Raw genomic sequence first — 24,191 nt, 5'->3', positions numbered from 1 at the left:
GTCTTATTTTTTTAGATTTTTAAATGGTAATCCAAATTCTTTCAATAGAGCATAAGCTTCTTCGTCGGTATTAGCTGTAGTAACGAAGGTAATGTTCATACCCATAATCTTGTTGATTTCGTCCAACACGATTTCAGGGAAAATGATTTGCTCTTCGATACCTAAAGTATAGTTACCTCTACCGTCTAATTTGCTCTTGATACCTCTAAAGTCACGAATACGTGGTAAAGCAACACGAACCAATTTCTCAAGAAATTCGTACATGCGCTCGCGACGTAAAGTCACAGTAGTACCAATTGGCATACCTTTACGCAATTTAAAGTTCGAAATATCTTTTGAAGACATTGTCTGTACAGCTTTCTGTCCAGTAATGGCAGTGATCTCGTTTACAGAGAATTCAAGTACTTTTTTATCAGCAATCGCCTGACCAACACCTTGATTAATTACTATCTTCGTTAATTTTGGTGCTTGCATTACAGTTTTGTAATCGAATTCCTTCATTAAAGATGGAACGATTTCTTCTGCATACTGTTTTTTAAGAGTCGGTGTATAGCTCATTACTTAATCTCCTCCCCTGACTTTTTAGAGTATCTAACTAATTTATTGTCATCGCCCATTTTTCTACCAATACGAGTAGCATTTCCTGTTGAAGGATCTTTCACATTCAAATTTGAAATGTGAATTGGGGCTTCTCTTTTAACGATACCACCCTGAGGATTCTCTGCATTTGGCTTAGTATGCTTAGAAATCATATTAACACCTTCTACAACTGCACGTTGCTTGTCAATAAGAACTTCTAATACTTTACCTTCCTGACCTTTTGATTCCCCAGAATTAACAATTACGGTATCACCTTTTTTAATATGTAACTTCATTGTTCTTGGTTTACAAAGATTATAAAACTTCTGGTGCTAAAGAAACGATCTTCATGTCAGTGTCACGTAACTCTCTTGCAACAGGTCCAAAAATACGGGTTCCTCTCATTTCACCAGCAGTATTCAACAATACACATGCGTTATCGTCGAAGCGAATATAAGATCCGTCTTGTCTTCTAATCTCTTTTTTGGTGCGAACAACAACTGCTTTTGTTACTGTTCCTTTTTTCATTTCGGAACCGGCGATAGCGTTCTTTACGGTAACCACAATTTTGTCGCCAATTGAAGCATAGCGTTTCTTGGTACCGCCTAACACACGTATACAAAGTACTTCCTTTGCACCGCTGTTATCAGCTACTAATAGTCTACTTTCTGTTTGTATCATGATTACTTAGCTCTTTCAATAATTTCAACTAATCTCCAACTTTTATTTTTACTTAAAGGTCGGGTTTCCATGATTTTTACGGTATCACCTTCGTTACAGGTGTTTTCCTCGTCATGAGCAGTGAATTTCTTGGTTTTGTTCACAAACTTACCATAAATTGGGTGTTTTTCCTTAGTGTGAACTGCAATTGTAATAGATTTCTCCATTTTATTGCTAACCACTACCCCGATACGCTCTTTTCTAAGATTTCTTTCCATCACTTTTTTACTTTTCAGTTAATTGTCTCTGACGTAACTCTGTCATCAATTTGGCAACGTTTCGTCTCGTTTCCTTAATTTGCAAAGGATTTTCCAAAGGTGAAATAGCGTGATTTAGTCTGAAGCGAGTTAACGATGCTCTTTCGGCATCCAACTTTTCTACTATTTCCTGTGTTGTTAACTCTTTAATTTCTGAATTCTTCATGATTAATCATTTGAATTTTCAACATAATCACGTCTTACGACAAACTTTGTAGTAACAGGTAATTTTTGAGCAGCTAGACGTAAAGCCTCTTTAGCTACTTCAAAAGGTACTCCTTCACACTCGAATAACATTCTTCCTGGTGAAACAGCAGCAACGAATCCTTCCGGTGCACCCTTACCTTTACCCATACGTACCTCTGCAGGCTTCTTAGTGATAGGCTTATCTGGAAATACTCTGATCCAGATTTGACCTTGTCTTTGCATATATCGAGTCACTGCTACACGAGCAGCTTCAATTTGACGACCAGTAATCCACTTTTCTTCAAGTGACTTGATCCCAAAAGATCCGAATGCTAATTCAGTTCCGCGTCCTGCGTCACCTTTCATTCTTCCCTTTTGCTGTCTTCTAAATTTTGTCCTTTTTGGTTGTAACATCGTACTAATTCTTTAAAATTTAAAGACTACTTCTTTTTTCTTCTATTAAAACCACCTTTTCCTTTTGGACCACGGCTATCTTTCATGCCAGCGTTAGGAGTTAGGTCACGCTTACCGTAAACTTCTCCTTTACAGATCCAAACTTTGATACCAATTAACCCGTAGGTAGTCAATGCTTCCGCCTGACAATAATCGATATCAGCTCTTAAGGTATGAAGTGGAGTACGTCCTTCTTTATACATTTCAGAACGTGCCATCTCAGCTCCATTTAAACGCCCGGAAATCTGAACTTTGATTCCCTCAGCACCCATTCTCATAGTAGAAGCAATAGCCATCTTAATTGCTCTTCGGTAGGCGATACGTCCTTCGATTTGACGAGCAATATTATTAGCAACGATTACAGAATCCATTTCTGGACGCTTAATTTCAAAGATGTTAATTTGTACTTCTTTGTCAGTAATCTTCTTTAACTCTTCTTTCAACTTGTCAACTTCTTGACCACCTTTCCCGATAATAATACCAGGACGAGCAGTGTTGATAGTGATAGTGATTAATTTAAGAGTTCTTTCGATAATGATTTTAGAAATACTTGCCTTAGCTAAACGAGCATTTAGGTACTTTCTAATTTTAGTATCTTCAACAAGCTTATCGCCGTAGTTTTTTCCACCAAACCAGTTAGAATCCCATCCTCTGATGATTCCTAATCTATTTCCAATTGGATTTACTTTTTGTCCCATTCTAACTATTCTTTAGTATCATTAGCTTCAGCAGTTTTGCTGCCTAACAATATAGTTACATGATTTGATCTTTTCTTAATTCTATGTGCTCTCCCTTGAGGAGCTGGTCTAAGACGCTTTAAAATTCGAGCTGAATCAACACAAATTTCTTTGATATATAATTCGCTCTCTTCAATTCTTTGACCTTCATTCTTCGCTTGCCAGTTGGCAATAGCAGAAAGCACTAGTTTTTCTACGCGACTTGATGCTTCTTTCGGACTGAAACGAAGCACATCTAAAGCTCGGTTCACCTCCATACCTCTTACCATATCGGCAACAAGTCTCATTTTACGAGGCGAAGTAGGAACATTTCTCAAGCTAGCAAATGCTTTGCTCTTATTTTCCTCCTTTATTTGGTTTGCTTTTATTCTTTTTCTTGCACCCATTTTTACAATTTCAAAATGTTAATTAAAACCTTAACATGCGACTAGCGTTTCTTCTTGTCAGCATGTCCTCTAAAAGTACGAGTTGGCGCAAATTCACCTAATTTATGACCTACCATGTTTTCAGTAACATAAACAGGAATGAATTTGTTTCCGTTGTGAACGGCAATTGTGTGACCTACGAAATCCGGAGAAATCATAGAACGTCTTGACCAGGTTTTCATCACTGACTTTTTACCTGATTCGTTTTGCTCCAATACTCGTTTCTCCAATTTGAAATCGATAAAAGGGCCTTTTTTTAATGAACGACTCATAACAATCTAATTAATCAAATTACTTTTTCCTTCTTTCAACAATATACTTATTAGAAGCATTCTTCTTGGCACGAGTTTTAAACCCTTTAGCCAACACACCTGTTCTAGAACGAGGGTGTCCACCTGAAGACTTACCTTCACCACCACCCATTGGGTGATCAACCGGGTTCATTACCACACCACGAACACGAGGTCTTCTACCTAACCAACGAGTACGACCGGCTTTACCACTTCTCTCTAACGCATGGTCAGTATTAGAAACAGTTCCGATAGTCGCCTTACAGGTTACAAGAATCATTCGAACTTCACCAGAAGGTAATTTGATAAATGCATATTTGCCTTCTCTTGAAACAAGTTGAGCATATGCACCAGCGCTACGAGCCATCACAGCACCTTGAGAGGGTCTTAATTCAATATTATGAATTATTGTACCTAATGGGATATCAGATAATGGCATTGCATTTCCGACTTCAGGAGCTACTTTTTCTCCAGAAACCAAAGTCTGTCCTACTTCTAATCCAATTGGTGCGATGATGTAACGTTTCTCACCGTCAGCATACACAAGTAATGCGATGCGTGCAGTACGGTTTGGATCGTACTCAATCGAAACAACTTTTGCAGGAACCCCGTCTTTGTCTCTTTTGAAATCAATAACTCGATATCTTCTCTTGTGACCACCACCTATATATCTCATTGTCATCTTACCGGTGTTATTTCTACCACCAGTTTTCTTCATTGGTCTTAACAATGATTTCTCAGGTTTGTCTGTAGTTACCTGCTCAAAGGTATTTAAGATCTTATTTCTTTGACCAGGAGTTACAGGTTTTAATTTACGTACAGCCATTTTCTATTAAATATTGCTATAAAAATCTATATTATCACCTTCAACTAAAGTAACGATCGCCTTCTTGAAAGACGCAGTTCTTCCTTCAATAGCACCTGCTTTTGTAAAACGGCTCTTTTTCTTACCCTGATAATTCATGGTATTAACAGATGCCACTTTCACATTGTACATTGATTCTACTGCCGCCTTTATGTCGATCTTTGTCGCTCTACGATTAACAACAAAACCAAAGCGATTGAATTTTTCGCTTTGTTCAGTCATTTTCTCAGTAACGATTGGCTTAATTAAAATATCCATTTTTTTAAACTTAGTTTAGTTTAAACATTTCATCTAGCCCTTTTACTGAGCTCTCTACAAATACCAAAGTTGAAGCTTTCATAATGTCATAGGTTGCTAGGTCAGAAACACGAACAACTTGTACATTCTTCAAATTACGAGAAGACAAATATATGTTTTTATTATCTTCAGATAAAACTAAAAGTACTTTTTTATCAGATACTTTCAGACTATTCTGTAGAGCAACAAAACTTTTTGTCTTAACAGCTTCGAAATTGAAATCTTCAACAACCATTAAAGCTTCATTTTGAGCTTTGATTGTTAAAGCAGATCTACGAGCCAATTGCTTCAGTTTTTTATTCAATTTGAAACCGTAGTTTCTTGGGCGAGGACCGAATACACGACCTCCACCTCTGAAGATAGGTGACTTAATGCTACCAGCACGCGCTGTACCAGTACCTTTTTGTTTCTTTATCTTAGCAGTACTACCAGAAATGTCAGCTCTTTCTTTAGACTTGTGAGTTCCTTGACGCTGATTTGCAAGAAATTGTTTCACGTCTAAGTAAATAGCATGTTCATTTGGTTCGATGCCGAAAATTGAATCATTTAACTCAATTTTTCTACCAGTATCTGCTCCAGCTGTGTTTAAAATCGCTAATTCCATTACTTTTCAATAATTACGTATGAACCTTTAGACCCTGGAAGAGATCCTTTAACTAAAATAAGGTTGTTCTCAGGAATTACCTTAAGAACCTGAAGATTTTGAACCTTCACATTTTCCCCACCAGTACGTCCAGCCATTCTCATGCCTTTAAATACGCGAGCTGGGTAAGATGCAGCACCGATAGAACCTGGAGCACGCAGACGGTTATGCTGACCGTGTGTCGCGCCACCTACTCCGGCAAAACCATGACGTTTTACTACCCCTTGGAAACCTTTACCTTTTGATACTCCAGTTACATCTACAAAAGCAGACTCTTCGAAGATATCAACAGTAACAGTTTCTCCTAATTTGTACTCAGCTTCAAATTCAGAAAATTCAACAAGCTTTTTCTTAGGAGTTGTGTTTGCCTTTTTAAAGTGCCCATCTAGCGCCTTAGTTGTTCGCTTTTCCTTTTTATCGTCAAAAGCCAACTGAAGTGCTTCGTAACCATCAGTCTCAATAGTTTTGATCTGGGTTACAACACATGGACCTGCCTCAATGACAGTGCATGGAATATTTTTTCCCTCGGCACTGTAAACGGAAGTCATTCCGATTTTTTTTCCAATTAATCCTGGCATTTCTCTTTACTTTTTTAAAAATAAATCTTACAGATTATCAAACTTTAATTTCAACTTCTACTCCACTAGGCAACTCTAGTTTCATCAAAGCATCGATAGTATTTGCAGTTGAACTGTAAATATCAATCAAACGCTTGAAAGAAGAAAGTTGAAACTGTTCTCTAGATTTCTTGTTCACGAAAGTTGAACGAAGAACAGTAAAAATTCTTTTGTGAGTTGGAAGTGGAATTGGACCGCTAACAACAGCACCTGTAGCCTTAACTGTCTTTACGATTTTCTCAGCTGATTTGTCAACCAAGTTGTGATCGTAAGATTTCAGTTTAATTCTAATTTTTTGGCTCATCTTATTTAGATATTATACGATGATATAATTATAATAATTCTACTTTACCCTTTGCATTCTCTACAACCTCTTTAGCAATACCTTTTGGTACTTCTTCGAAGTGAGAAAATTCCATTGAAGAGTTTGCACGACCTGAAGATAAGGTTCTCAACACAGTAACGTAACCAAACTGTTCAGACAATGGTACTTTAGCGTTTACAACACGAGCTCCGTGCTTCGACTCCATACCTTCTACCTGACCTCTACGTTTGTTTAAGTCACCGATAATGTCACCCATATATTCCTCTGGAGTGATAACTTCCATCTTCATGATAGGCTCAAGAAGAACTGGATTTGCTTTAGCACAAGCTTCTTTGAAACCTTGCTTAGCAGCCATCTCAAATGATAATTGATCCGAGTCAACTGGGTGGAAAGATCCATCATACAACTCAACTTTTAATGTATCTACAGTGTAACCTGCTAACACACCATTTTTCATTGCTTCAGTGAACCCCTTCTGTACCGAAGGAACAAATTCCTTAGGAATATTACCACCTTTAATCTGATCAACAAATTGCAATCCTTCACCTTCGAAATCAGCATCAACTGGCATCAAACGGAATTGGATATCAGCAAACTTACCACGTCCACCAGACTGCTTTTTGAATACCTGACGGTGATCAACAGAACCTTTGATAGCCTCTTTGTATGCAACCTGAGGTGCGCCCTGGTTACACTCAACTTTAAATTCACGCTTCAAACGATCAATAATGATATCCAAGTGAAGTTCACCCATACCACTAATAACAGTCTGTCCCGAATCTTCATCAGTCTTAACCTGGAATGTTGGATCCTCTTCAGCCAATTTAGCTAATGCCATACCCATTTTATCAACATCCTTTTGAGTCAATGGCTCAACAGCAATACCGATTACTGGATCTGGAAAATCCATTGATTCAAGTTCGATTGGAGTTTCTTTTTGACAAAGAGTATCTCCAGTACGAATATCTTTAAATCCTACACAAGCACAAATATCACCTGCCTCAACACGATCGATAGCATTTTGCTTATTCGAGTGCATTTGATACAAACGAGAAATACGCTCTTTATTGTTAGATCTTGTATTGTATACATATGATCCAGCATCAATAGCTCCTGAGTAGATACGCGTAAACGCTAAACGACCTACGAATGGGTCTGTAGCAATTTTAAATGCTAAAGCAGCTAATGGCTCATCTGCATCTGGTTGACGAACTACTTCTTCATCAGTTCCAGGAATAGTTCCAACAATAGCCTCTACATCAAGTGGTGATGGCATATAAGTAATAATTGCATCCAACAAACGCTGAACACCTTTATTTTTAAATGCAGAACCACATAGCATAGGAACAATATCCATTGAGATAGTAGCTTTACGGATAACAGCATACATTTCATCTTCGGTAATTGATTCTGGATCCTCAAAGAATCTTTCCAACAATTCCTCATCATTCTCTGCAACTGCCTCCACTAAAGTCTCTCTCCACTCATTTGCATCAGCAACCAAGTGATCAGGAATATCTTCTAATGTGTAGTTTGTACCATTCTCATCATCATACCATACGATAGCTTTCATAGTAATCAAGTCGATTACACCACGGAAAGTATCTTCTGATCCGATAGGAATTTGAATAGGAATAGGATTAGCACCTAATTTTTCCTTAACCTCACGCACAGCTTTGAAAAAGTCAGCACCAGAACGGTCCATCTTATTTACAAAACCCATACGAGGAACTCTATATTTGTCAGCTTGTCTCCAAACAGTCTCAGACTGAGCTTCAACACCACCTACAGCACAGAAACATGCGACAGCACCATCAAGAACACGCAATGAACGCTCTACCTCTACAGTAAAGTCAACGTGACCCGGTGTGTCAATAATGTTAATCTGATACTTTTTGCTATCGTAATTCCAATAACATGTCGTAGCCGCAGAAGTAATGGTAATACCTCTTTCCTGCTCTTGCTCCATCCAGTCCATTGTAGCTGCACCATCGTGTACCTCACCAATTTTGTGAGACACCCCTGTATAATACAAAATACGCTCGGTAGTTGTTGTCTTACCGGCGTCGATGTGTGCCATGATACCAATGTTTCTGGTAAAATTTAAATCTCTCTTAGCCATTTTCTTTATCCTCTAATTGCTTAAACAATTATTAAAATCTAAAGTGAGCGAAAGCACGGTTAGCTTCAGCCATTCTATGAGTATCCTCTTTCTTCTTGTAAGCTCCACCTTCTTCATTGAAACCAGCGATGATTTCTGCAGATAATTTCTCTGCCATAGACTTACCAGATCTCTTACGAGCAAAAAGAATCATATTCTTAATAGAAATAGACACTTTTCTTTCAGGACGAATCTCCATTGGAACCTGAAATGTAGCACCACCAACACGGCGACTCTTCACCTCAACACCAGGAGTAATGTTCTCTAGAGCTTTCTTCCAAATCTCAAGAGGAGATTTCTCTAGTTTTTCTGTCTTAGCCTTAACGATATCCAAAGCATCATAAAATACTTTGAAGGCAAGATTTTTCTTACCATCAACCATCAAGTCATTAATAAATCTTGTTACCAAAACATCATTAAATTTTGGGTCTGGTAACAAAATCCTTTTTTTAGGTCTCGATTTTCTCATTTCTTTTAGTTTACGAGCTATTCGTATGTTAGCTGCCCATTGTGCGTCTTCAACAGTCTCTCGACTATTTACTCAACCTAGTGGGAACAACACATAAACTATAACTCCTACAGTTACAAACTAGATTTCAACTACTTTTTCTTTGGTCTCTTTGTACCATACTTAGAACGACGCTGCATACGACCTTCTACTCCTGAAGCATCAAGAGCACCACGAACAAGGTGATATCTTACACCTGGAAGGTCTTTTACACGACCACCTCTGATCAATACGATCGAGTGCTCTTGCAAATTGTGTCCTTCTCCTGGAATGTAAGCATTCACTTCTTTTCCGTTAGTCAATCTAACACGAGCTACTTTACGCATAGCCGAGTTAGGCTTCTTAGGTGTAGTTGTGTACACACGTACGCAAACCCCTCTTCTCTGAGGACAAGAATCCAATGCCGGAGCCTTGCTTTTCTCTTGAAGCTTGGTTCTTCCTTTTCTAACTAACTGTTGAATTGTAGGCATATTAACAATTACTTTTTTAATTAAATATATTTTAACAAATTGGTTTGCAAAGGTATTATTTATTTACAAAAAACAATAGCAGAACCATTGCAATTTGCAAAATACCCTTGAAATCAGCGCACAAAGGTAAGAAAAGCCTTTAATAAAGACAAGTTATTATCTACCAAAAAAATAAGTAGTTTAAAATATCTCCTCTAATCCCTGAATCCACGTAGAAAAATCAAGAGATAAAAACAAAAATACAACCATTTTTTCTTCTTGTCAATTCTTAATGAATCTAAGTATCAGATACGTATTGTTTATTATTAAAAAGTTAATTAATTTGGTAAGCCTTAAAACCAAGTTATAATCCGAGCCTAACCTTTACTCGGTGAGATAACTCATAATATAAACCCAAAAAATTACCATTATGAAAGTTTATCAATCAAATGAAATTAAGAACATCGCCCTCATTGGCAATGCCGGCTCGGGTAAAACTACCCTTGCCGAGTCTATGTTATTTGAAGGCGGTGTTATTACAAGACGCGGAAACGTGGAAGATAATAACACCGTTTCTGATTATAATCCGGTAGAGCATGAATATGGTAACTCAGTATTTTCAACTGTATTATACACAGAGTGGCTTGATAAAAAAATCAATTTTATTGATACACCAGGTGCTGACGATTTTTCAGGTGGCGTTATTTCAGCATTAAATGTAACCGATACAGGTTTGATGCTTATTAATGCTCAGCATGGAATTGAGGTGGGAACCGAAATTATAGGAAGAAGAGCCGCAGCATTAAACACTCCTCTTATTTTTGTTGTGAACCAACTGGATCATGACAAAGCAAATTTTGAACAATCCATTGACTCCGCAAAAACCAATTTTGGCAATAAAGTAACTATTGTACAATATCCTGTAAACGTTGGCGAAAACTTTAATGCTGTTGTTGATGTATTAAAAATGAAAATGTACCAGTGGGGACCAGACGGAGGCGAACCTCAAATTCTTGACGTTCCCGATTCAGAAAAAGAAAAAGCTGACGAATTACACAACGAATTAGTAGAATCGGCAGCAGAGAATGATGAAGCCCTAATGGAATTGTATTTCGATAAAGGAACCTTAACCGAAGACGAAATGCGCGAAGGAATCAAAAAAGGCATGATTGCCGGTGATTTATTCCCCGTATTCTGTATATCTGCTAAAAAAGATATGGGAGTTAGACGTTTGATGGAATTTATAGGAAATATTGTTCCTTTTGTTACTGAAATGCCAGCTATCCCAACTGTAAGTGGACGCGAAGCAAAATGCGACCCAAATGCTCCAACTTCATTATTCGTGTTTAAAACATCAATGGAACCTCATATTGGAGAGGTAAGTTATTTCAAAGTTATTTCGGGTAAAGTTAAAGAAGGTGATGATTTAACAAATATCAATAATAGCACCAAGGAAAGATTATCTCAATTGTATTTGGTAGCAGGTAGAAACAGAGAAAGAGTTTCGGAACTTGTAGCCGGAGATATCGGAGCAACCGTAAAATTGAAAAACACAAAAAACAATCATACATTAAACTGTAAAGATTGTGATTTCACATATAAAGAAATAGAATTTCCAGAACCAAAATTCAGAACTGCAGTTAAAGCTAAAGATGAAGGTGATGAAGAAAAATTAGGTGAATTACTTCACAGAATTCACGAGGAAGATCCTACAATTCTTATTGAGTACTCAAAAGAACTCAAGCAAATCTTATTACATGGTCAGGGTGAATTTCACATGAATACTTTACGATGGAGATTGCTTCATAACGATAAAATGGAAATCGAATTTATGAAGCCTAAAATTCCATATCGTGAAACGATTACCAAATTAGCTCAAGCAGATTATCGTCATAAAAAACAGTCGGGTGGCTCTGGTCAATTCGGAGAAGTTCACTTGCTAATTGAGCCATTCGAAGAAGGAATGCCAGATCCTGTAATGTACAATGTAAATGGAAAAGAACTTAAAGTTAACTTAAGAGGAACAGAAGTACATGAATTAAATTGGGGTGGTAAATTGGTATTCTGCAACTGTATTGTTGGTGGTGCTATTGACACAAGATTCCTTCCTGCTATCATGAAAGGTGTTATGGAAAAAATGGATGAAGGTCCGTTAACAGGTTCTTATGCCCGAGACATTAGAGTTGTTGTTTACGATGGAAAAATGCACGCAGTTGATTCAAATGAAATTTCATTTAAATTAGCCGGGCGCCATGCTTTTAGTGCTGCATTTAAAAATGCTGGTCCTAAAATTCTTGAGCCTGTTTACGATATAGAAGTACTGGTTCCTGAAGACAGGATGGGTGATGTTATGAGCGATCTTCAAACTCGTCGCGCAATGATTATGGGTATGGAAGCCGAAAAAGGATTCCAAAAAATTATTGCTAAAGCTCCGCTTAAAGAGATGAATAAATATTCAACATCTCTTAGTTCTTTAACAGGTGGTAGAGCTCAGTTTACCATGAAGTTTGCCGAATATGAAAAAGTTCCTGCTGATGTTCAGCAAGAATTACTAGCTGCATACGAAGAAGAAACTGCAGAAGCATAATTCATAGAACATACTAACTTTAAAAACCGTCTCCATCGAGGCGGTTTTATTATTTCTATCAATTACTTTTCAAAAAAAATTGAGTACCCAAATTTGAGTACTGCTTATCTGTATTACTCTAAGTTCTTTATTTTCTTATCAGCATAAAGGAGCCCTTCTTAGTATATTTTTTAGGTTCCTCTTCACTACCAACGGCGGTGATTACATAGAAATAAGTTCCTGGTGTTGCCATCTTACCATTTACTTTACCATCCCAACTATCCGTCTGATCTTTCCATTCATATACGATTCTTCCCCATCTATTAAATATAATAGCATTAAAACTCTTTAAAGACTGAGTTTTAATAATCCATTTCCCATGTTTACTAGGGATAAAATAATTGGCTGCATCCACCAAAGAAGGATCAACAACAATTTGCTCACCTTCAGCTTCTAGATAATATTCATCAGTACAAACTTCAGGTCCCTTATCAGATTTTACTTTTAGCTTGACAAAGTATTTACCTGGATGCAGGTATGTAAATAGATCAATATCCTTGTCGGTTAACACACCTTCTGTTAGCAATTTATCCTCGTCCTCCGTTACCTCATCTACAATTCTATCAAAATCTTGAAATAAAAACCATTCATATTCCGTTGCATTTACTGAAGTATTTGTAAATGTAACGTCCAAAGGGGCTTCTCCATCTTTAGGGTCATATGTAAACTCCGCTTTTACCGCATAAGTAACGGAATTTATTACATCAGATTTAAACTCACAACCATATTGATCTATAACTAACATAGTGTATGCTCGTTCATCCTCAAAAGCCTCTTGATCTATGAAACTTTTATTTATTTGATTGAAGGGTGGATTAAAAAACTTTTCGCTTGAACTTAGCGGATCCTCACTAACACTCAACATTTCAAACTTAACTGTCTTTTCATCAAGTTTAGGAATAACGCTTCTTTTATTAGGCATATCACCTACATCATAGTACTCAAGATCAATCGGGGTAAACTCCGCAGAAAAATGCACTCCAACACAATCTAATTTATTAAGATTTAACACTGGTTTTGTATTCGAATTATTTAAAACCCAAGCCTGGTCTATCTCCTCAGCTTCCCCACTCTTCGACATCAAAACCTGATATCTACCATCTGTTAAATTGGTAACAATAGAACTCTGTCCATTTTCAACAATTACAGGAATTGAAAAATCAGTAGAAGTTTCGTCCCACTTTGTCCAAGTAAAAGTCCAACCAGTTGTTCCATCAGGAGAATCAGCTTTCAGTTCTCCTACTCCAGTTCCAATATTATCACAAAAAACAAAAATTGAGTCCTGAGGAGTGCCTGTATACTTGGTCAAAGCTCTATAACTTGCAGGCTGTGAGGATATCTGAGAAAATACTTGACCAGATATCAACAGAGCCAATAAAATAAATACTAAGCTGCGTAGTCTTAAAAAATAGCGTAAATCTAAATTGAGTTTCATCTTTATCTATGACTGGTTTTATGATGTATCGTAATTTACAATATTAAAAAAAATTAAGTCGATAATTCCATATTAATGAATTATCTTATCGCTTAATTTCGAAAAACAACAGAAATTTAAGTTACAAGTATTATTTTTGACAGTCGAAAATGACCGTAAAATTAAATGACGAGAATGGAATATTTAAATGAGTTGAACCCCGTTCAAAGAGAAGCTGTTGAAAACATTACAGGTGCATCGCTGGTTATAGCAGGTGCTGGTTCGGGAAAAACCAGGGTATTGACTTATAGAATTGCTCACTTGCTAAACAAAGGTGTTAAACCATATTCAATTTTGGCATTAACCTTTACCAACAAAGCTGCAAGAGAAATGAAAGACAGAATTGCAGCAGTAGTTGGACCACAAGAAGCTCAAAGTTTGTGGATGGGAACATTTCACTCCATTTTCTCCAAAATTTTACGTTACGAAGCAGAACATCTTGGTTTTGATTCTAATTTTACAATTTACGACACACAGGATTCTCGAAATTTATATCGTGCCATTATTAAAGAGATGCAATTGGATGATAAGGTTTATAAAGCCAACGAAGTTCAAAATCGTATCTCTTCTGCAAAAAATAACTTAGTAACTGCCAATGCTTATGCGCAAAACGCTAACGCTCAAAAAATAGATGCTCAAGCTCGTCGTCCGTTAATTTTCGAAATCTATAAAAAATATAGTCAGCGTTGTCGCAAAGCCAACGCAATGGACTTTGATGATTTACTGCTTCAAACTAATATCTTGTTTAAAACCAAACCCGAAGTTTTAGCAAAATATCAGGATAAGTTCAAATATGTTTTGGTGGATGAGTATCAGGATACGAATTACTCTCAGTATTTAATTGTGAAAAAATTAGCCGAGAATCATAAAAATGTTTGTGTTGTTGGTGACGATGCCCAAAGTATTTATTCGTTTCGTGGAGCAAAAATTGAGAATATTTTAAACTTCCGTAATGATTATCCTAATTATAAATTGTATAAGCTGGAGCAGAATTACAGATCGACACAAAATATTGTAAATGCTGCCAATAGTGTTATTCACAAAAATAAGGGGCAGATAAAAAAAGTTTCTTTTTCGGAGAACGATATAGGTGATAAAATTAAAGTTGTTAAAGCATTAACGGATCACGAAGAAGGCTATTTGGTAGCCAACGATATTTTCGAAACCAGAATGAGAGAGCATTGTCTTTATCAGGATTTTGCAATTCTATACAGAACCAACGCTCAATCCAGAATTTTTGAGGAATCCTTGCGAAAATTAAATTTACCTTATAAAATATATGGTGGTCTTTCTTTTTATCAACGGAAGGAAATTAAAGACCTTTTGGCTTACTGCAGAATGACAGTAAACCCAAATGACGAAGAAGCTATAAAAAGGGTTATCAATTATCCTAAAAGAGGTATTGGTGCGACAACCATAAGTAAAATTCAGGATGCAGCAGCTCAAAATGCTAGCAGCATGTGGGATATTATTTGTGATTTGCAGAATCGATCATACGGATTAAATGCTGGTACAATTTCAAAACTTACAAAGTTTACCAATTTAATTAAAGGCTTCCAAAGTCAATTGCAAACTGAATCTGCTTTCGATCTGGCAAATAATATTGCCAACACAACGGGTATCATTAAAGAAATGTATAACGACAGATCACCTGAAGGTGTATCTCGTCATGAAAACATTCAGGAACTTTTAAACGGTATACAGGAGTTCACACAAAATGCACTGGAAGAAGGAAAAGAATTACACCTTCCTAATTTTCTTGAAGATGTTGCTCTACTGACCGATCAGGATAACGATAAAGATGAAGATCGTGACAAAGTGACCTTAATGACGATTCACTCGGCAAAAGGTCTAGAATTTAAGTATCTGTTTATTGTTGGATTGGAAGAAGAATTGTTCCCTTCGCAAATGGCAACCAGCACTTCGCAAGAGCTAGAAGAAGAAAGACGCCTGTTTTATGTAGCTCTTACCCGAGCTGAAAAAAGAGCAACGCTTTCATTTGCTAAATCGAGATACAAGTGGGGAAATATGAGTTATCCACGCCCAAGTCGTTTCATTCGGGAAATTGATGAAAGATTTTTGGAATTTGGTTACGAAGAAGCCCCTGCATTCTCTGGAAATGGCTCAGATAATTACAACAGTCAATCTGAATATGAAGTTCCAAGTCAATCTGGAAGATTCCAACAGAAAAAAAGTTTCTCATCAAAACCCAAACTTACCAAGCCACTATCTCGTACTAAGCTGAGTACGAATAAAAATACAGATCCTAACTTTACTCCTTCTGATCCTGAATTGATTCAACCGGGTATGGTTGTTGAGCATCAGCGTTTCGGAAAAGGTAAAGTTCTGCAAATGGAAGGCAATAAACCTAACATTAAAGCAACCGTATTTTTCCAAACCGTTGGACAAAAACAACTGTTATTAAAATTTGCGAAACTTAAAATAGTAGGATAATTGTTGTCACAATTTGTATCGGAACAAGAAAACATATACATTTGTAATGAGTTCTAAGACTTTCTGAATTTGTCGATTACCAAAAATGGTACTTAAAAATTTCATTATTCTTCAATAGTAATTTAACCGACAAGTTCATAGTCACTCCGAATAATTGAAAAACAGACATCAATTTTTTTTGGTATAAAAGAGTGCTTTAGCATTACTATGATATAAAGTACCAGTTGGAACAATAATTATATTACCGAAAATTAACACAACTGATTAAATGGATTATAATTCAAACAGGAAACATCTTGTTCTTCCTGAATATGGACGAAACGTTCAGAAAATGGTTAATTTCGCAATGACTGTTGAAGACAGAGATGAAAGAAACCGTGTTGCAAAAAGTATCATAGCTGTTATGGGTAACATGTACCCACACCTTAGAGATGTTAGTGATTTTAGACATAAACTTTGGGATCATTTGGCTATTATGTCGGACTTCACCTTAGATATTGATTCTCCATACGAAGCTCCAACTAAAGAGAAACTTGCCGAAAGACCGGATCAACTGCCATACAGTAATCAGCGTATTAAATACAAGCATTACGGTAGAACAATTGAAGCTTTAATTGAGAAAGCAATTGAAATGGAAGAGCCAAAAGAAAAAGATGCGCTTATCCAAATGATTGCCAATCACATGAAAAAATCATACACTACATGGAACAAGGATAGTGTACCAGATGATAAAATTTTTCAGGATATCATTCAGTTGTCAGATGGAAAACTTCAAATTCCAGAGGAATTAAAATTACGAGAAAGTAGAGATAAGGATTTTTCACAAAAAAATAAAAAAAGAAAACCTACTCGACCGGATCATCGAAACGACAATCGAAACGACAATCGAAACGATAACAGAAAATTTCACAAGAAAAGATAATATTTACAAGCCGGATTTATTCCGGCTTTTTTATTGATATTCCCACAAAATTTCACTTTTCTGAATGATTTTTATAATTATCTTTAACTTATCATTCACACCAAAATAAATACCTAATGAGCACATTCGAAATCATAGGAGGAAAACCTCTAAAAGGTGAACTTACTCCTCAAGGAGCAAAAAACGAAGCTCTTCAAATTCTTTGCGCTACTTTATTAACTGATGAAAAAGTAACAATTCATAATATTCCCAATATTTTAGATGTCAACAAGCTTATTGAGCTGCTTTCTGATCTTGGCGTAAATGTCTCACAAGAGTCCAAAAACAGTTACACATTTAAAGCTGAAAACGTAAATCTGGAATATTTAAATTCACCTGAATTCGCAAAAAAAGGATCTTCTCTTCGTGGATCAATCATGATTATAGGACCTTTATTGGCTCGCTTTGGAAAAGGATATATTCCTCGTCCGGGTGGTGATAAAATTGGTCGCCGCAGATTAGATACACACTTTATTGGCTTTCAGAAGCTAGGTGCAAAATTCAATTTCAACAAAGGTGAAAACTTTTACCGTGTTGAAGCCAAAGAATTAACTGGCACCTATATGTTACTTGATGAAGCTTCGGTAACAGGAACTGCCAATATTATTATGGCTGCCGTTTTGGCAAAAGGAATTACAACAATTTACAATGCTGCTTGCGAACCATACATTCAACAATTGTGTAAGATGTTAATTTCAATGGGCGCAAAAATCACTGGCGTTGGATCTAACCTATTAGAAATTGAAGGTGTTTCGAAACTGGGAGGTTGCGAACACAGAATTCTACCTGATATGATTGAAATAGGTAGTTTTATTGGCTTGGCTGCGATGACAAAATCGGAAATTACCATTAAAAATGTTGCCTATAAAGAGTTGGGAATGATTCCTGACGCCTTTCGTAAATTGGGAATTAAACTGGAACTAAAAGGTGATGATATCTACGTTCCAAAACAAGAGAATTTCGAAATTGAGACATTCATTGACGGCTCCATTCTTACTGTTGCAGATGCACCTTGGCCAGGATTAACTCCTGACTTATTAAGTGTATTTCTTGTGGTTGCTACTCAGGCAAAAGGAAGTGTTTTAGTACATCAGAAAATGTTTGAAAGTCGTTTATTCTTTACTGATAAACTAATCGACATGGGTGCTCAAATTATCCTTTGTGATCCTCACCGAGCAACCGTTATTGGTCTAAATCACGAACAACAGTTACGACCAACAACCATGGTTTCACCTGATATCCGAGCTGGAGTTGCCTTGTTAATTGCCGCTTTATCAGCCGAAGGGAAAAGTACAATTCATAATATTGATCAAATTGACCGAGGTTACGAAAACATCGATCTTAGATTAAATGCTATCGGTGCAAACATCAAACGAATTGTTAATTAACTATTCATTAACAGTTTAAACACATAGATATATCTATTTTTAAAATCAGATAGAAAATATTAATAGCTTAAAGTAAAAACATATGAAGAATTTGAAATATACATTGGTTTTATTCGCGTTTCTTTTCTCTTTTTCAGCTATTGCTGGAGAAAAAGGAAAGGATGTAAAAGAAGGATATAATGTAGGCGATAAATTGCCAGATATCATTGCCAAATCAGTTGATGGAAAAGAAATCAAACTTAGCTCTTTGGAAGGCAAAGTTGTTCTTGTTGATTTTTGGGCTTCGTGGTGTCCTCCTTGCAGAGCTGAAAATCCAAGAATCGTTATGGCATACGATAAATTTAAGGATGCTAAATTTAAGAATGGGAATGGTTTTACCATTTATAGTTTTTCGCTTGATAAAAAATTAGCAAGCTGGAAAGCTGCAATTGCAAAAGATAAACTAAACTGGGATTATCACGTTAGCGAGTTAAAAGGTTGGCATTCTCCAACTTCAACAAAGTTTGGAATTAACTCCATTCCTTCCAACTTTCTAATTGATGGCAACGGTATTATTCTAGCCAAAAATATTCGTGGTGAAAAATTAGAATTAACTCTTCAGTACTATACCAAGAAATAACAATTTTCTAAAATATATCTCAAGCTGGTAACTACATAAATGATTGTGGTTATCAGCTTTTTTATTGACAATTAACACAAAGAAATTCCTTTATTTTTTTCAAACAATATCCCTTATCTTCCAACCAACAAATCGCATCTAGCTGATTTTTATAAATTTTCGTTTTTAAATCCGTATCTCTCAAATAAAATGAAAAAATATAAGCCTGTATAATTTGTAAGAATTTTGGCTTAACTATTACAGCATTGTGCTTGTATTCCAAGGTTTCTGTAATCTTTCGTATTGCTTTATTAATTTGTAATGCCACTCTGGGATCAGATAAAATCAAATCTGTAAGATCACAAAGAGAAGCAAATTCTTTATAAGGATATTTTTTCAACATCTCATCAATAGTTTTTGCAAAGAATTCAGCCGAATCTGCATCCTGCATTCCTATCACTTTTAGATAGGCTACATTCTTATATAAACGGATACAAAAATCCTCATTGTCAATTACTATTTCCATAAAAAACCTATTTACAATTAAAAATAATCAAAATGAAGAAGTTAAACACTCAAATCTTTGAAAAACATAAGTTACTTCTTTTTGAAAATAACCAAATCAATACTTTTTTAATTAAGTCTAATCGAATCATTATCTGAATGAAATGACATAAAAAGGCAATTTTTACAGATTCAAATTCTATCTTTGTGCCAATTTGTCGCAAAGCTGCACATTGGCAGGTTATTTGTTTACTTGTGCCAAGAATTTTAGAACAAAAAAATCATTGAAAAATGACAAAAGATAAAAGCAAATCAAAAAAAGAAGAATTGGAAGAAAAGGATTTGGAAACTACTGTTGAAAATACAGTAGAGGAGCAGGAGGTTAAAGAAGAACCAAAAGCAGAAAAAAAGAAAGAGAAGAAGAAATCTGCAAAGGAGAAAAAAGCAGATGAAATAGAAGAACTTGGAACTAAATTACAAGATATCAGCGATAAGTACATGCGCTTGTCTGCCGAGTTCGATAACTATCGAAAAAGAACATTAAAAGAGAAAATGGAACTTACCAAATCGGCAGGTGAAAAAATTCTTGTTAATGTTTTGCCTGTAATGGACAACTTTGAACGCGCGCTACAATCTATGGATGATGCCAAAGATGTTGAAGCTCTTAAAGAAGGTGTTCAGTTAATTTATAGCAATTTTAAAGATTTTATCTCTCAAAACGGAGTTAAAGAAATTGAAGCTGTAAACCAGGAATTTGACACCGACATCCACGAAGCAATCACAAAAATACCCGCTCCTAGCGAGGAGTTGAAAGGAAAAGTTGTTGATTGTGTTGAAAAAGGATACACTCTAAACGAGAAAGTAATCCGTTTCTCAAAAGTTGTTGTAGGAGAATAAATATCTGGTTCCTAAATCTAATCTGATAAAAGATGTCGAAAAGAGATTATTACGAGGTATTAGGGGTTTCAAAATCAGCCTCTGAAGCCGAACTAAAAAAAGCATATCGAAAAAAAGCAATTCAGTTTCACCCAGATAAAAACCCTGGAAATAAGGAAGCTGAAGAGAACTTTAAAGAGGCGGCTGAAGCATATGAAGTTTTGAGCAATGCAGAGAAACGTCAACGTTACGATCAGTTCGGTCATGCAGGAATGGGCGGTGCTTCCGGAGGTGGTTTCGGTGGTGGAATGAACATGGAAGATATCTTCTCTCATTTTGGAGATATTTTTGGAGGTAGTTCCTTCTTTGGCGGTGGATTTGGCGGCGGCGGAGGTCGCTCTCAAAGAGTAAATCGTGGTAGCAACCTTCGTGTTAAGGTTAAGCTTACTTTAAAAGAAATTGCCGAAGGTGTTGAAAAGAAAATTAAGGTTAAAAAGTACATCGAGTGTAACTCTTGTAACGGATCAGGTGCAAAAGATGGTTCTTCTTTCTCAACTTGTTCAACCTGTAATGGGTCTGGTCAGGTAACCAGAGTTCAGAATACCATTTTAGGTCAGATGCAAACAGCTTCAACTTGCCCATCATGTAGTGGAGAAGGTAAAATGATTACCAACAAATGTACTAGTTGTTCAGGTGAAGGTATCGTTCGCGACGAAGAGATAATTACAATCAATATCCCTGCTGGTGTTGCTGAAGGAATGCAACTATCTGTAGGCGGAAGAGGTAACGCAGCACGACGTGGTGGTGTAAACGGAGATCTTTTGATATTAATTCAGGAAGAAGCTCATCCAGAATTGGTTCGTGATGAAAACGATTTATTATACAACCTATTTATTAGTATTCCTGACTCAATTTTAGGAACTGCTGTTGAAATTCCTACTATCGAAAACAAAGTGAAAGTTAAGATAGAAGCTGGTACTCAACCTGGAAAAATTCTTCGCCTACGTGGTAAAGGTTTACCTGATGTAAATGGATATGGAAGAGGTGATTTAATGGTAAAAATTAATGTTTGGGTTCCAAACAATGTTACTAAAGATGAGAAGAAGATTCTGGAAAAACTTCAGGCTTCAGAATCATTTACTCCTAAGCCAACTTCACAAGAGAAAAGCTTTTTTAAAAAGGTGAGAAACTTTTTTGAGTAAGATTTAAAAAAAATAATATCTAATCCTCAGTCTTCGGCTGGGGATTTTTTGTTCTAATTAATACATCGTTGAAAAACAGAACAAAAACATGTTCTTTTCTGTTTATATCGATTTTTTATGTTGGGTTTCTCAAAATTGCGTACATTAGATTTCAGTTAAAAATTGAAGTGTAACTAAACCTAAATAATCCTACATGGCATTTTTCGAAGCAAAAGACGTTGTTAAGCAATATGCAGGACACAAAGCGCTGAATAAAGTAAGCATTTCTGTTCCGAAAGGCAGTATTTTTGGACTTCTGGGTCCAAATGGTGCGGGTAAAACAACTCTTATTCGTATTATCAATCAAATAACCGGTCCCGATTCAGGTACAGTCTTTTTTAATGGAGAGGCTCTTAAGCCAGACGATGTTAAAAGAATTGGCTACTTGCCAGAAGAACGCGGTTTATACAAAAAAATGAAGGTTGGCGAACAAGCTGTTTATCTTGCCCAACTTAAAGGTATGAGCCAGAAAGAAGCAACCAAAAAGCTAAAATCGTGGTTCGATAAGTTTGATATTTTACCTTGGTGGGATAAAAAAGTTGAAGAGCTATCGAAAGGAATGCAGCAAAAAGTTCAATTCATTGTAACCATTCTTCACGAACCTGAATTATTGATCTTCGATGAGCCATTTTCCGGTTTCGATCCAATCAATGCGAACCTTTTGAAAAAGGAAATTCTTGAACTTCGTGAAAAAGGTGCCACCATTATTTTCTCCACTCACAACATGGGTTCTGTTGAAGAAATTTGCGATCACATTGCATTGATCAACAAATCAGAAAAAATTCTTGATGGTCCGGTTGAACAAATCAAGAAAAAATACAGAACCAATACCTACGAAGTTACTTATACTGGAGAATTCGATAAATTAGATCAAATTCTTAAAGCCGATTTTGAAGTAGTGGAACAAACAAAAGGAATTGAATCGAACAGCTTAAAAATTAAGCTACACAACGGCTCAACTTCTAACGAATTATTGGAACAACTTCTGCCCTACTTAAACATCGTTTCATTTAGCGAAATCATTCCTAATATGAACGATATCTTTATCAGAGTTGTGAAAGAAAATAAAAAAATCTAACCAGACAGATCTATACCGATGAACAAAATATTTATCATTATACAAAGAGAATATCTTTCTCGTGTAAAAAAGAGATCATTTTTAATCTTAACATTCCTTACTCCAGTATTGATTGCAGGTATTTATGCATTCATGATTTGGATGATGTTAAAAGATGATACCGAAAAGAGAACCATTGCCGTTATCAACGAATCAGAATTGGTTGAGCCAGTTCAAAGCAAAGAATACACAACTTTCAACTATCTCGAAAATACCAGTTTCGAAGATGCAAAAACTCAGATTGAAAGTAAAGGATATTATGCAATTCTTGTTATTCCAAAAAATATTTTGGAAAGCAGAACAGCCGACTTATTCTCTTATAAACAGGTTACCATAGAAGTAAAAACTGAAGTTGGTTCTCAAATCAGGCAACACATTGAGAAAATAAAACGCTCAAAAATTATTGCAGAAGCCAACATGCCAGACCTAGAGGAGAAACTGGCAGCAACTCGCACTCCTATTTCTATGAAAACCATTAAGTTTGGTGAAGGTGGTGAAGTAAAACAAAGCTCTACCGAAATTGCAATGGGAATTGGTTTTGCTGCAAGTTTCATTATTTACATGTTTATTTTCCTTTACGGGGTGCAAGTGATGCGTGGCGTTATCGAAGAAAAAAGTAACCGAATTGTTGAGGTTATCATTTCATCGGTTAAACCTTTCCAGCTAATGATGGGGAAAATTGTAGGTGTTGCAATGGTGGGTCTCACCCAGTTTATCTTATGGGTAATTTTATCCGGAATTATCATTACAGTTGGTTCCGCTCTTGTGTTACCAGGAGTTGACATGGATACTATCCAACAAGCTAAAACTCTTGCTGAATTACCTGAAGGTGCAGCCTCATTAAATGCAAACCAGTTTAAAATGGTTCAGGATGTATTAGGAACATTCGATTTGGCTTATGTTGCTGGTATAATTGGAGCGTTCATTTTCTTCTTCCTTGGCGGATACTTATTGTACTCAGCTCTTTTTGCAGCTGTAGGTAGTGCGGTTGATAATGAAACGGAAACTCAACAATTCATGATGCCAATTACCATTCCTTTAATTTTAGCATTGTATATTGGTTTTGCTGTTGCCAGAAACCCGGAAAGTAGTTTGGCATTTTGGGGATCCATAATACCTTTCACCTCTCCTATTGTAATGTTGGTTCGAATTCCTTTTGGTGTGCCAATTTGGGAACTTTTGTTATCTATGACATTGTTGATAGGAACATTTTTATTCATCACCTGGATTGCTGCTAAAATTTACCGAACAGGAATTCTAATGTATGGTAAAAAAGTGTCGTACAAAGAGATATGGAAATGGCTTCGATATCACAATTAGAAAAAAAAAAACTAAATAGTTCAAATGCCTCAATTATTATTGGGGCATTTGTCATAAATATAAAAAAGGCACAGTTTTTGGGGTGCTAGCCTCGTGTCTTATGTGCGAGTAATAACAAGA

28 protein-coding genes are annotated in these 24,191 nt (G+C 36.2%); 9 read left to right on the top strand and 19 right to left on the bottom strand.

Annotated features, from left to right (window positions below; translation table 11 throughout):
* Positions 1-3: 3 nt before the first annotated feature.
* The 17 genes from rplE to rpsL all read right to left on the bottom strand — a co-directional run bounded on the left by rplE (position 4) and on the right by rpsL (position 9,533).
* The gene (gene rplE / locus GCQ56_RS02095) at positions 4-558 is read right to left on the bottom strand and encodes a 50S ribosomal protein L5 (protein ID WP_152732737.1); all 555 of its coding nucleotides are present in this window, start codon (positions 556-558) and stop codon (positions 4-6) included.
* Positions 558-875 carry a 50S ribosomal protein L24 gene (gene rplX / locus GCQ56_RS02090; RefSeq protein ID WP_152732736.1) on the bottom strand — a complete coding sequence of 106 codons (318 nt, stop codon included), beginning with the start codon at positions 873-875 and terminating at the stop codon, positions 558-560. Before rplX ends, rplE begins: the two co-directional genes overlap by 1 nt.
* A 19-nt stretch (positions 876-894) precedes the next feature.
* Positions 895-1,260 (bottom strand): 50S ribosomal protein L14, encoded by a 366-nt coding sequence (rplN, locus tag GCQ56_RS02085; protein ID WP_152732735.1) that lies wholly within the window; start codon positions 1,258-1,260, stop codon positions 895-897.
* A 2-nt stretch (positions 1,261-1,262) separates the two neighbouring features.
* Positions 1,263-1,520: a 30S ribosomal protein S17 gene (rpsQ, locus tag GCQ56_RS02080; protein WP_366139665.1), complete on the bottom strand. Its 258-nt coding sequence runs from the start codon at positions 1,518-1,520 to the stop codon at positions 1,263-1,265.
* A gap of 4 nt (positions 1,521-1,524) precedes the next feature.
* On the bottom strand, positions 1,525-1,722 hold the full coding sequence (rpmC, locus tag GCQ56_RS02075; protein WP_152732733.1) for a 50S ribosomal protein L29: 198 nt from the start codon (positions 1,720-1,722) through the stop codon (positions 1,525-1,527).
* Positions 1,723-1,724: 2 nt separating this feature from the next.
* On the bottom strand, positions 1,725-2,156 hold the full coding sequence (rplP, locus tag GCQ56_RS02070) for a 50S ribosomal protein L16 (protein ID WP_152732732.1): 432 nt from the start codon (positions 2,154-2,156) through the stop codon (positions 1,725-1,727).
* Between the two features lie 26 nt (positions 2,157-2,182).
* Entirely contained in the window at positions 2,183-2,893 is a 711-nt protein-coding gene (rpsC, locus tag GCQ56_RS02065; protein WP_152732731.1) for a 30S ribosomal protein S3, read from the bottom strand.
* A gap of 5 nt (positions 2,894-2,898) precedes the next feature.
* A complete protein-coding gene (gene rplV, locus GCQ56_RS02060; RefSeq protein ID WP_152732730.1) occupies positions 2,899-3,318 on the bottom strand; it encodes a 50S ribosomal protein L22 in 420 nt (139 codons plus the stop codon).
* 41 nt (positions 3,319-3,359) lie between these two features.
* Positions 3,360-3,629: a 30S ribosomal protein S19 gene (rpsS, locus tag GCQ56_RS02055; RefSeq protein WP_152732729.1), complete on the bottom strand. Its 270-nt coding sequence runs from the start codon at positions 3,627-3,629 to the stop codon at positions 3,360-3,362.
* A 19-nt stretch (positions 3,630-3,648) separates the two neighbouring features.
* Entirely contained in the window at positions 3,649-4,473 is an 825-nt protein-coding gene (gene rplB / locus GCQ56_RS02050) for a 50S ribosomal protein L2 (protein WP_152732728.1), read from the bottom strand.
* Between the two features lie 6 nt (positions 4,474-4,479).
* Entirely contained in the window at positions 4,480-4,770 is a 291-nt protein-coding gene (gene rplW / locus GCQ56_RS02045; protein WP_120238562.1) for a 50S ribosomal protein L23, read from the bottom strand.
* Between the two features lie 10 nt (positions 4,771-4,780).
* Positions 4,781-5,413 carry a 50S ribosomal protein L4 gene (rplD, locus tag GCQ56_RS02040; protein WP_152732727.1) on the bottom strand — a complete coding sequence of 211 codons (633 nt, stop codon included), beginning with the start codon at positions 5,411-5,413 and terminating at the stop codon, positions 4,781-4,783.
* Positions 5,413-6,030: a 50S ribosomal protein L3 gene (gene rplC, locus GCQ56_RS02035; protein WP_152732726.1), complete on the bottom strand. Its 618-nt coding sequence runs from the start codon at positions 6,028-6,030 to the stop codon at positions 5,413-5,415. The genes rplD and rplC overlap by 1 nt, the downstream gene beginning before the upstream one ends.
* A 37-nt stretch (positions 6,031-6,067) precedes the next feature.
* Positions 6,068-6,373: a 30S ribosomal protein S10 gene (gene rpsJ / locus GCQ56_RS02030; RefSeq protein ID WP_110361030.1), complete on the bottom strand. Its 306-nt coding sequence runs from the start codon at positions 6,371-6,373 to the stop codon at positions 6,068-6,070.
* Between the two features lie 28 nt (positions 6,374-6,401).
* Entirely contained in the window at positions 6,402-8,516 is a 2,115-nt protein-coding gene (gene fusA / locus GCQ56_RS02025) for an elongation factor G (RefSeq protein WP_152732725.1), read from the bottom strand.
* A gap of 31 nt (positions 8,517-8,547) precedes the next feature.
* Positions 8,548-9,024 carry a 30S ribosomal protein S7 gene (gene rpsG / locus GCQ56_RS02020; protein WP_152732724.1) on the bottom strand — a complete coding sequence of 159 codons (477 nt, stop codon included), beginning with the start codon at positions 9,022-9,024 and terminating at the stop codon, positions 8,548-8,550.
* Positions 9,025-9,155: 131 nt separating this feature from the next.
* Positions 9,156-9,533: a 30S ribosomal protein S12 gene (gene rpsL / locus GCQ56_RS02015; protein ID WP_054714004.1), complete on the bottom strand. Its 378-nt coding sequence runs from the start codon at positions 9,531-9,533 to the stop codon at positions 9,156-9,158.
* A gap of 409 nt (positions 9,534-9,942) precedes the next feature.
* Here rpsL and GCQ56_RS02010 point away from each other — a divergent pair, with 409 nt between their 5' ends.
* The gene (locus GCQ56_RS02010) at positions 9,943-12,099 is read left to right on the top strand and encodes a translation factor GTPase family protein (RefSeq protein ID WP_152732723.1); all 2,157 of its coding nucleotides are present in this window, start codon (positions 9,943-9,945) and stop codon (positions 12,097-12,099) included.
* 127 nt (positions 12,100-12,226) lie between these two features.
* On the opposite strand, the gene GCQ56_RS02005 is transcribed toward GCQ56_RS02010, so the two are convergent.
* Complete coding sequence (locus tag GCQ56_RS02005; protein ID WP_152732722.1) at positions 12,227-13,573, bottom strand: gliding motility-associated C-terminal domain-containing protein; 1,347 nt, start codon at positions 13,571-13,573, stop codon at positions 12,227-12,229.
* A gap of 174 nt (positions 13,574-13,747) precedes the next feature.
* Between GCQ56_RS02005 and GCQ56_RS02000 the strand changes: the two genes are divergently transcribed.
* The 4 genes from GCQ56_RS02000 to GCQ56_RS01985 all read left to right on the top strand — a co-directional run bounded on the left by GCQ56_RS02000 (position 13,748) and on the right by GCQ56_RS01985 (position 19,034).
* A complete protein-coding gene (locus tag GCQ56_RS02000) occupies positions 13,748-16,066 on the top strand; it encodes an ATP-dependent helicase (RefSeq protein ID WP_152732721.1) in 2,319 nt (772 codons plus the stop codon).
* A 268-nt stretch (positions 16,067-16,334) separates the two neighbouring features.
* The gene (locus GCQ56_RS01995) at positions 16,335-16,988 is read left to right on the top strand and encodes a DUF4290 domain-containing protein (protein ID WP_152732720.1); all 654 of its coding nucleotides are present in this window, start codon (positions 16,335-16,337) and stop codon (positions 16,986-16,988) included.
* Positions 16,989-17,104: 116 nt separating this feature from the next.
* Positions 17,105-18,415, top strand: coding sequence for a UDP-N-acetylglucosamine 1-carboxyvinyltransferase (murA, locus tag GCQ56_RS01990; RefSeq protein WP_152732719.1), 1,311 nt, complete (start codon positions 17,105-17,107; stop codon positions 18,413-18,415).
* Between the two features lie 82 nt (positions 18,416-18,497).
* Positions 18,498-19,034 (top strand): TlpA disulfide reductase family protein, encoded by a 537-nt coding sequence (locus GCQ56_RS01985; RefSeq protein WP_227005967.1) that lies wholly within the window; start codon positions 18,498-18,500, stop codon positions 19,032-19,034.
* 61 nt (positions 19,035-19,095) lie between these two features.
* Here the strand turns inward: GCQ56_RS01985 and GCQ56_RS01980 are convergent, their stop codons facing one another.
* Positions 19,096-19,539: a hypothetical protein gene (locus GCQ56_RS01980; protein WP_152732718.1), complete on the bottom strand. Its 444-nt coding sequence runs from the start codon at positions 19,537-19,539 to the stop codon at positions 19,096-19,098.
* A 269-nt stretch (positions 19,540-19,808) separates the two neighbouring features.
* On the opposite strand from GCQ56_RS01980, the gene GCQ56_RS01975 reads away from it, so the two are divergent.
* The 4 genes from GCQ56_RS01975 (at position 19,809) to GCQ56_RS01960 (ending at position 24,071) form a co-directional block, all read left to right on the top strand.
* Entirely contained in the window at positions 19,809-20,414 is a 606-nt protein-coding gene (locus GCQ56_RS01975; protein WP_152732717.1) for a nucleotide exchange factor GrpE, read from the top strand.
* Positions 20,415-20,446: 32 nt separating this feature from the next.
* Complete coding sequence (dnaJ, locus tag GCQ56_RS01970) at positions 20,447-21,595, top strand: molecular chaperone DnaJ (RefSeq protein ID WP_152732716.1); 1,149 nt, start codon at positions 20,447-20,449, stop codon at positions 21,593-21,595.
* Between the two features lie 193 nt (positions 21,596-21,788).
* Positions 21,789-22,712 (top strand): ABC transporter ATP-binding protein, encoded by a 924-nt coding sequence (locus GCQ56_RS01965; protein WP_152732715.1) that lies wholly within the window; start codon positions 21,789-21,791, stop codon positions 22,710-22,712.
* An 18-nt stretch (positions 22,713-22,730) separates the two neighbouring features.
* A complete protein-coding gene (locus GCQ56_RS01960; protein ID WP_152732714.1) occupies positions 22,731-24,071 on the top strand; it encodes an ABC transporter permease in 1,341 nt (446 codons plus the stop codon).
* Positions 24,072-24,191: the final 120 nt, after the last annotated feature.

Origin of the sequence: Marinifilum sp. N1E240 (genome assembly GCF_009295825.1) — a bacterium.
Taxonomy (GTDB): domain Bacteria; phylum Bacteroidota; class Bacteroidia; order Bacteroidales; family Marinifilaceae; genus Marinifilum_A; species Marinifilum_A sediminis.
The sequence above is the reverse complement of the archived record's forward strand: the minus strand, read 5'-3'. Positions and strand labels throughout refer to the sequence as shown.

What these genes read in the sequence shown, in the direction of transcription:
- dnaJ (WP_152732716.1), top strand. Translation starts at nt 20,447, where the DNA reads ATGTCGAAAAGAGATTATTACGAGGTATTAGGGGTTTCAAAATCAGCC.
- rplN (WP_152732735.1), bottom strand. Translation starts at nt 1,260, where the DNA reads ATGATACAAACAGAAAGTAGACTATTAGTAGCTGATAACAGCGGTGCA.
- GCQ56_RS02000 (WP_152732721.1), top strand. Translation starts at nt 13,748, where the DNA reads ATGGAATATTTAAATGAGTTGAACCCCGTTCAAAGAGAAGCTGTTGAA.
- rpsJ (WP_110361030.1), bottom strand. Translation starts at nt 6,373, where the DNA reads ATGAGCCAAAAAATTAGAATTAAACTGAAATCTTACGATCACAACTTG.
- murA (WP_152732719.1), top strand. Translation starts at nt 17,105, where the DNA reads ATGAGCACATTCGAAATCATAGGAGGAAAACCTCTAAAAGGTGAACTT.
- GCQ56_RS01960 (WP_152732714.1), top strand. Translation starts at nt 22,731, where the DNA reads ATGAACAAAATATTTATCATTATACAAAGAGAATATCTTTCTCGTGTA.
- rplC (WP_152732726.1), bottom strand. Translation starts at nt 6,030, where the DNA reads ATGCCAGGATTAATTGGAAAAAAAATCGGAATGACTTCCGTTTACAGT.
- rpsC (WP_152732731.1), bottom strand. Translation starts at nt 2,893, where the DNA reads ATGGGACAAAAAGTAAATCCAATTGGAAATAGATTAGGAATCATCAGA.
- GCQ56_RS02005 (WP_152732722.1), bottom strand. Translation starts at nt 13,573, where the DNA reads ATGAAACTCAATTTAGATTTACGCTATTTTTTAAGACTACGCAGCTTA.
- rpmC (WP_152732733.1), bottom strand. Translation starts at nt 1,722, where the DNA reads ATGAAGAATTCAGAAATTAAAGAGTTAACAACACAGGAAATAGTAGAA.
- rpsS (WP_152732729.1), bottom strand. Translation starts at nt 3,629, where the DNA reads ATGAGTCGTTCATTAAAAAAAGGCCCTTTTATCGATTTCAAATTGGAG.
- GCQ56_RS01975 (WP_152732717.1), top strand. Translation starts at nt 19,809, where the DNA reads ATGACAAAAGATAAAAGCAAATCAAAAAAAGAAGAATTGGAAGAAAAG.
- GCQ56_RS01995 (WP_152732720.1), top strand. Translation starts at nt 16,335, where the DNA reads ATGGATTATAATTCAAACAGGAAACATCTTGTTCTTCCTGAATATGGA.
- rplW (WP_120238562.1), bottom strand. Translation starts at nt 4,770, where the DNA reads ATGGATATTTTAATTAAGCCAATCGTTACTGAGAAAATGACTGAACAA.
- GCQ56_RS01985 (WP_227005967.1), top strand. Translation starts at nt 18,498, where the DNA reads ATGAAGAATTTGAAATATACATTGGTTTTATTCGCGTTTCTTTTCTCT.
- rplP (WP_152732732.1), bottom strand. Translation starts at nt 2,156, where the DNA reads ATGTTACAACCAAAAAGGACAAAATTTAGAAGACAGCAAAAGGGAAGA.
- rpsL (WP_054714004.1), bottom strand. Translation starts at nt 9,533, where the DNA reads ATGCCTACAATTCAACAGTTAGTTAGAAAAGGAAGAACCAAGCTTCAA.
- GCQ56_RS02010 (WP_152732723.1), top strand. Translation starts at nt 9,943, where the DNA reads ATGAAAGTTTATCAATCAAATGAAATTAAGAACATCGCCCTCATTGGC.
- rplE (WP_152732737.1), bottom strand. Translation starts at nt 558, where the DNA reads ATGAGCTATACACCGACTCTTAAAAAACAGTATGCAGAAGAAATCGTT.
- fusA (WP_152732725.1), bottom strand. Translation starts at nt 8,516, where the DNA reads ATGGCTAAGAGAGATTTAAATTTTACCAGAAACATTGGTATCATGGCA.
- GCQ56_RS01980 (WP_152732718.1), bottom strand. Translation starts at nt 19,539, where the DNA reads ATGGAAATAGTAATTGACAATGAGGATTTTTGTATCCGTTTATATAAG.
- rplV (WP_152732730.1), bottom strand. Translation starts at nt 3,318, where the DNA reads ATGGGTGCAAGAAAAAGAATAAAAGCAAACCAAATAAAGGAGGAAAAT.
- rpsG (WP_152732724.1), bottom strand. Translation starts at nt 9,024, where the DNA reads ATGAGAAAATCGAGACCTAAAAAAAGGATTTTGTTACCAGACCCAAAA.
- rplX (WP_152732736.1), bottom strand. Translation starts at nt 875, where the DNA reads ATGAAGTTACATATTAAAAAAGGTGATACCGTAATTGTTAATTCTGGG.
- rplB (WP_152732728.1), bottom strand. Translation starts at nt 4,473, where the DNA reads ATGGCTGTACGTAAATTAAAACCTGTAACTCCTGGTCAAAGAAATAAG.
- rplD (WP_152732727.1), bottom strand. Translation starts at nt 5,413, where the DNA reads ATGGAATTAGCGATTTTAAACACAGCTGGAGCAGATACTGGTAGAAAA.
- GCQ56_RS01965 (WP_152732715.1), top strand. Translation starts at nt 21,789, where the DNA reads ATGGCATTTTTCGAAGCAAAAGACGTTGTTAAGCAATATGCAGGACAC.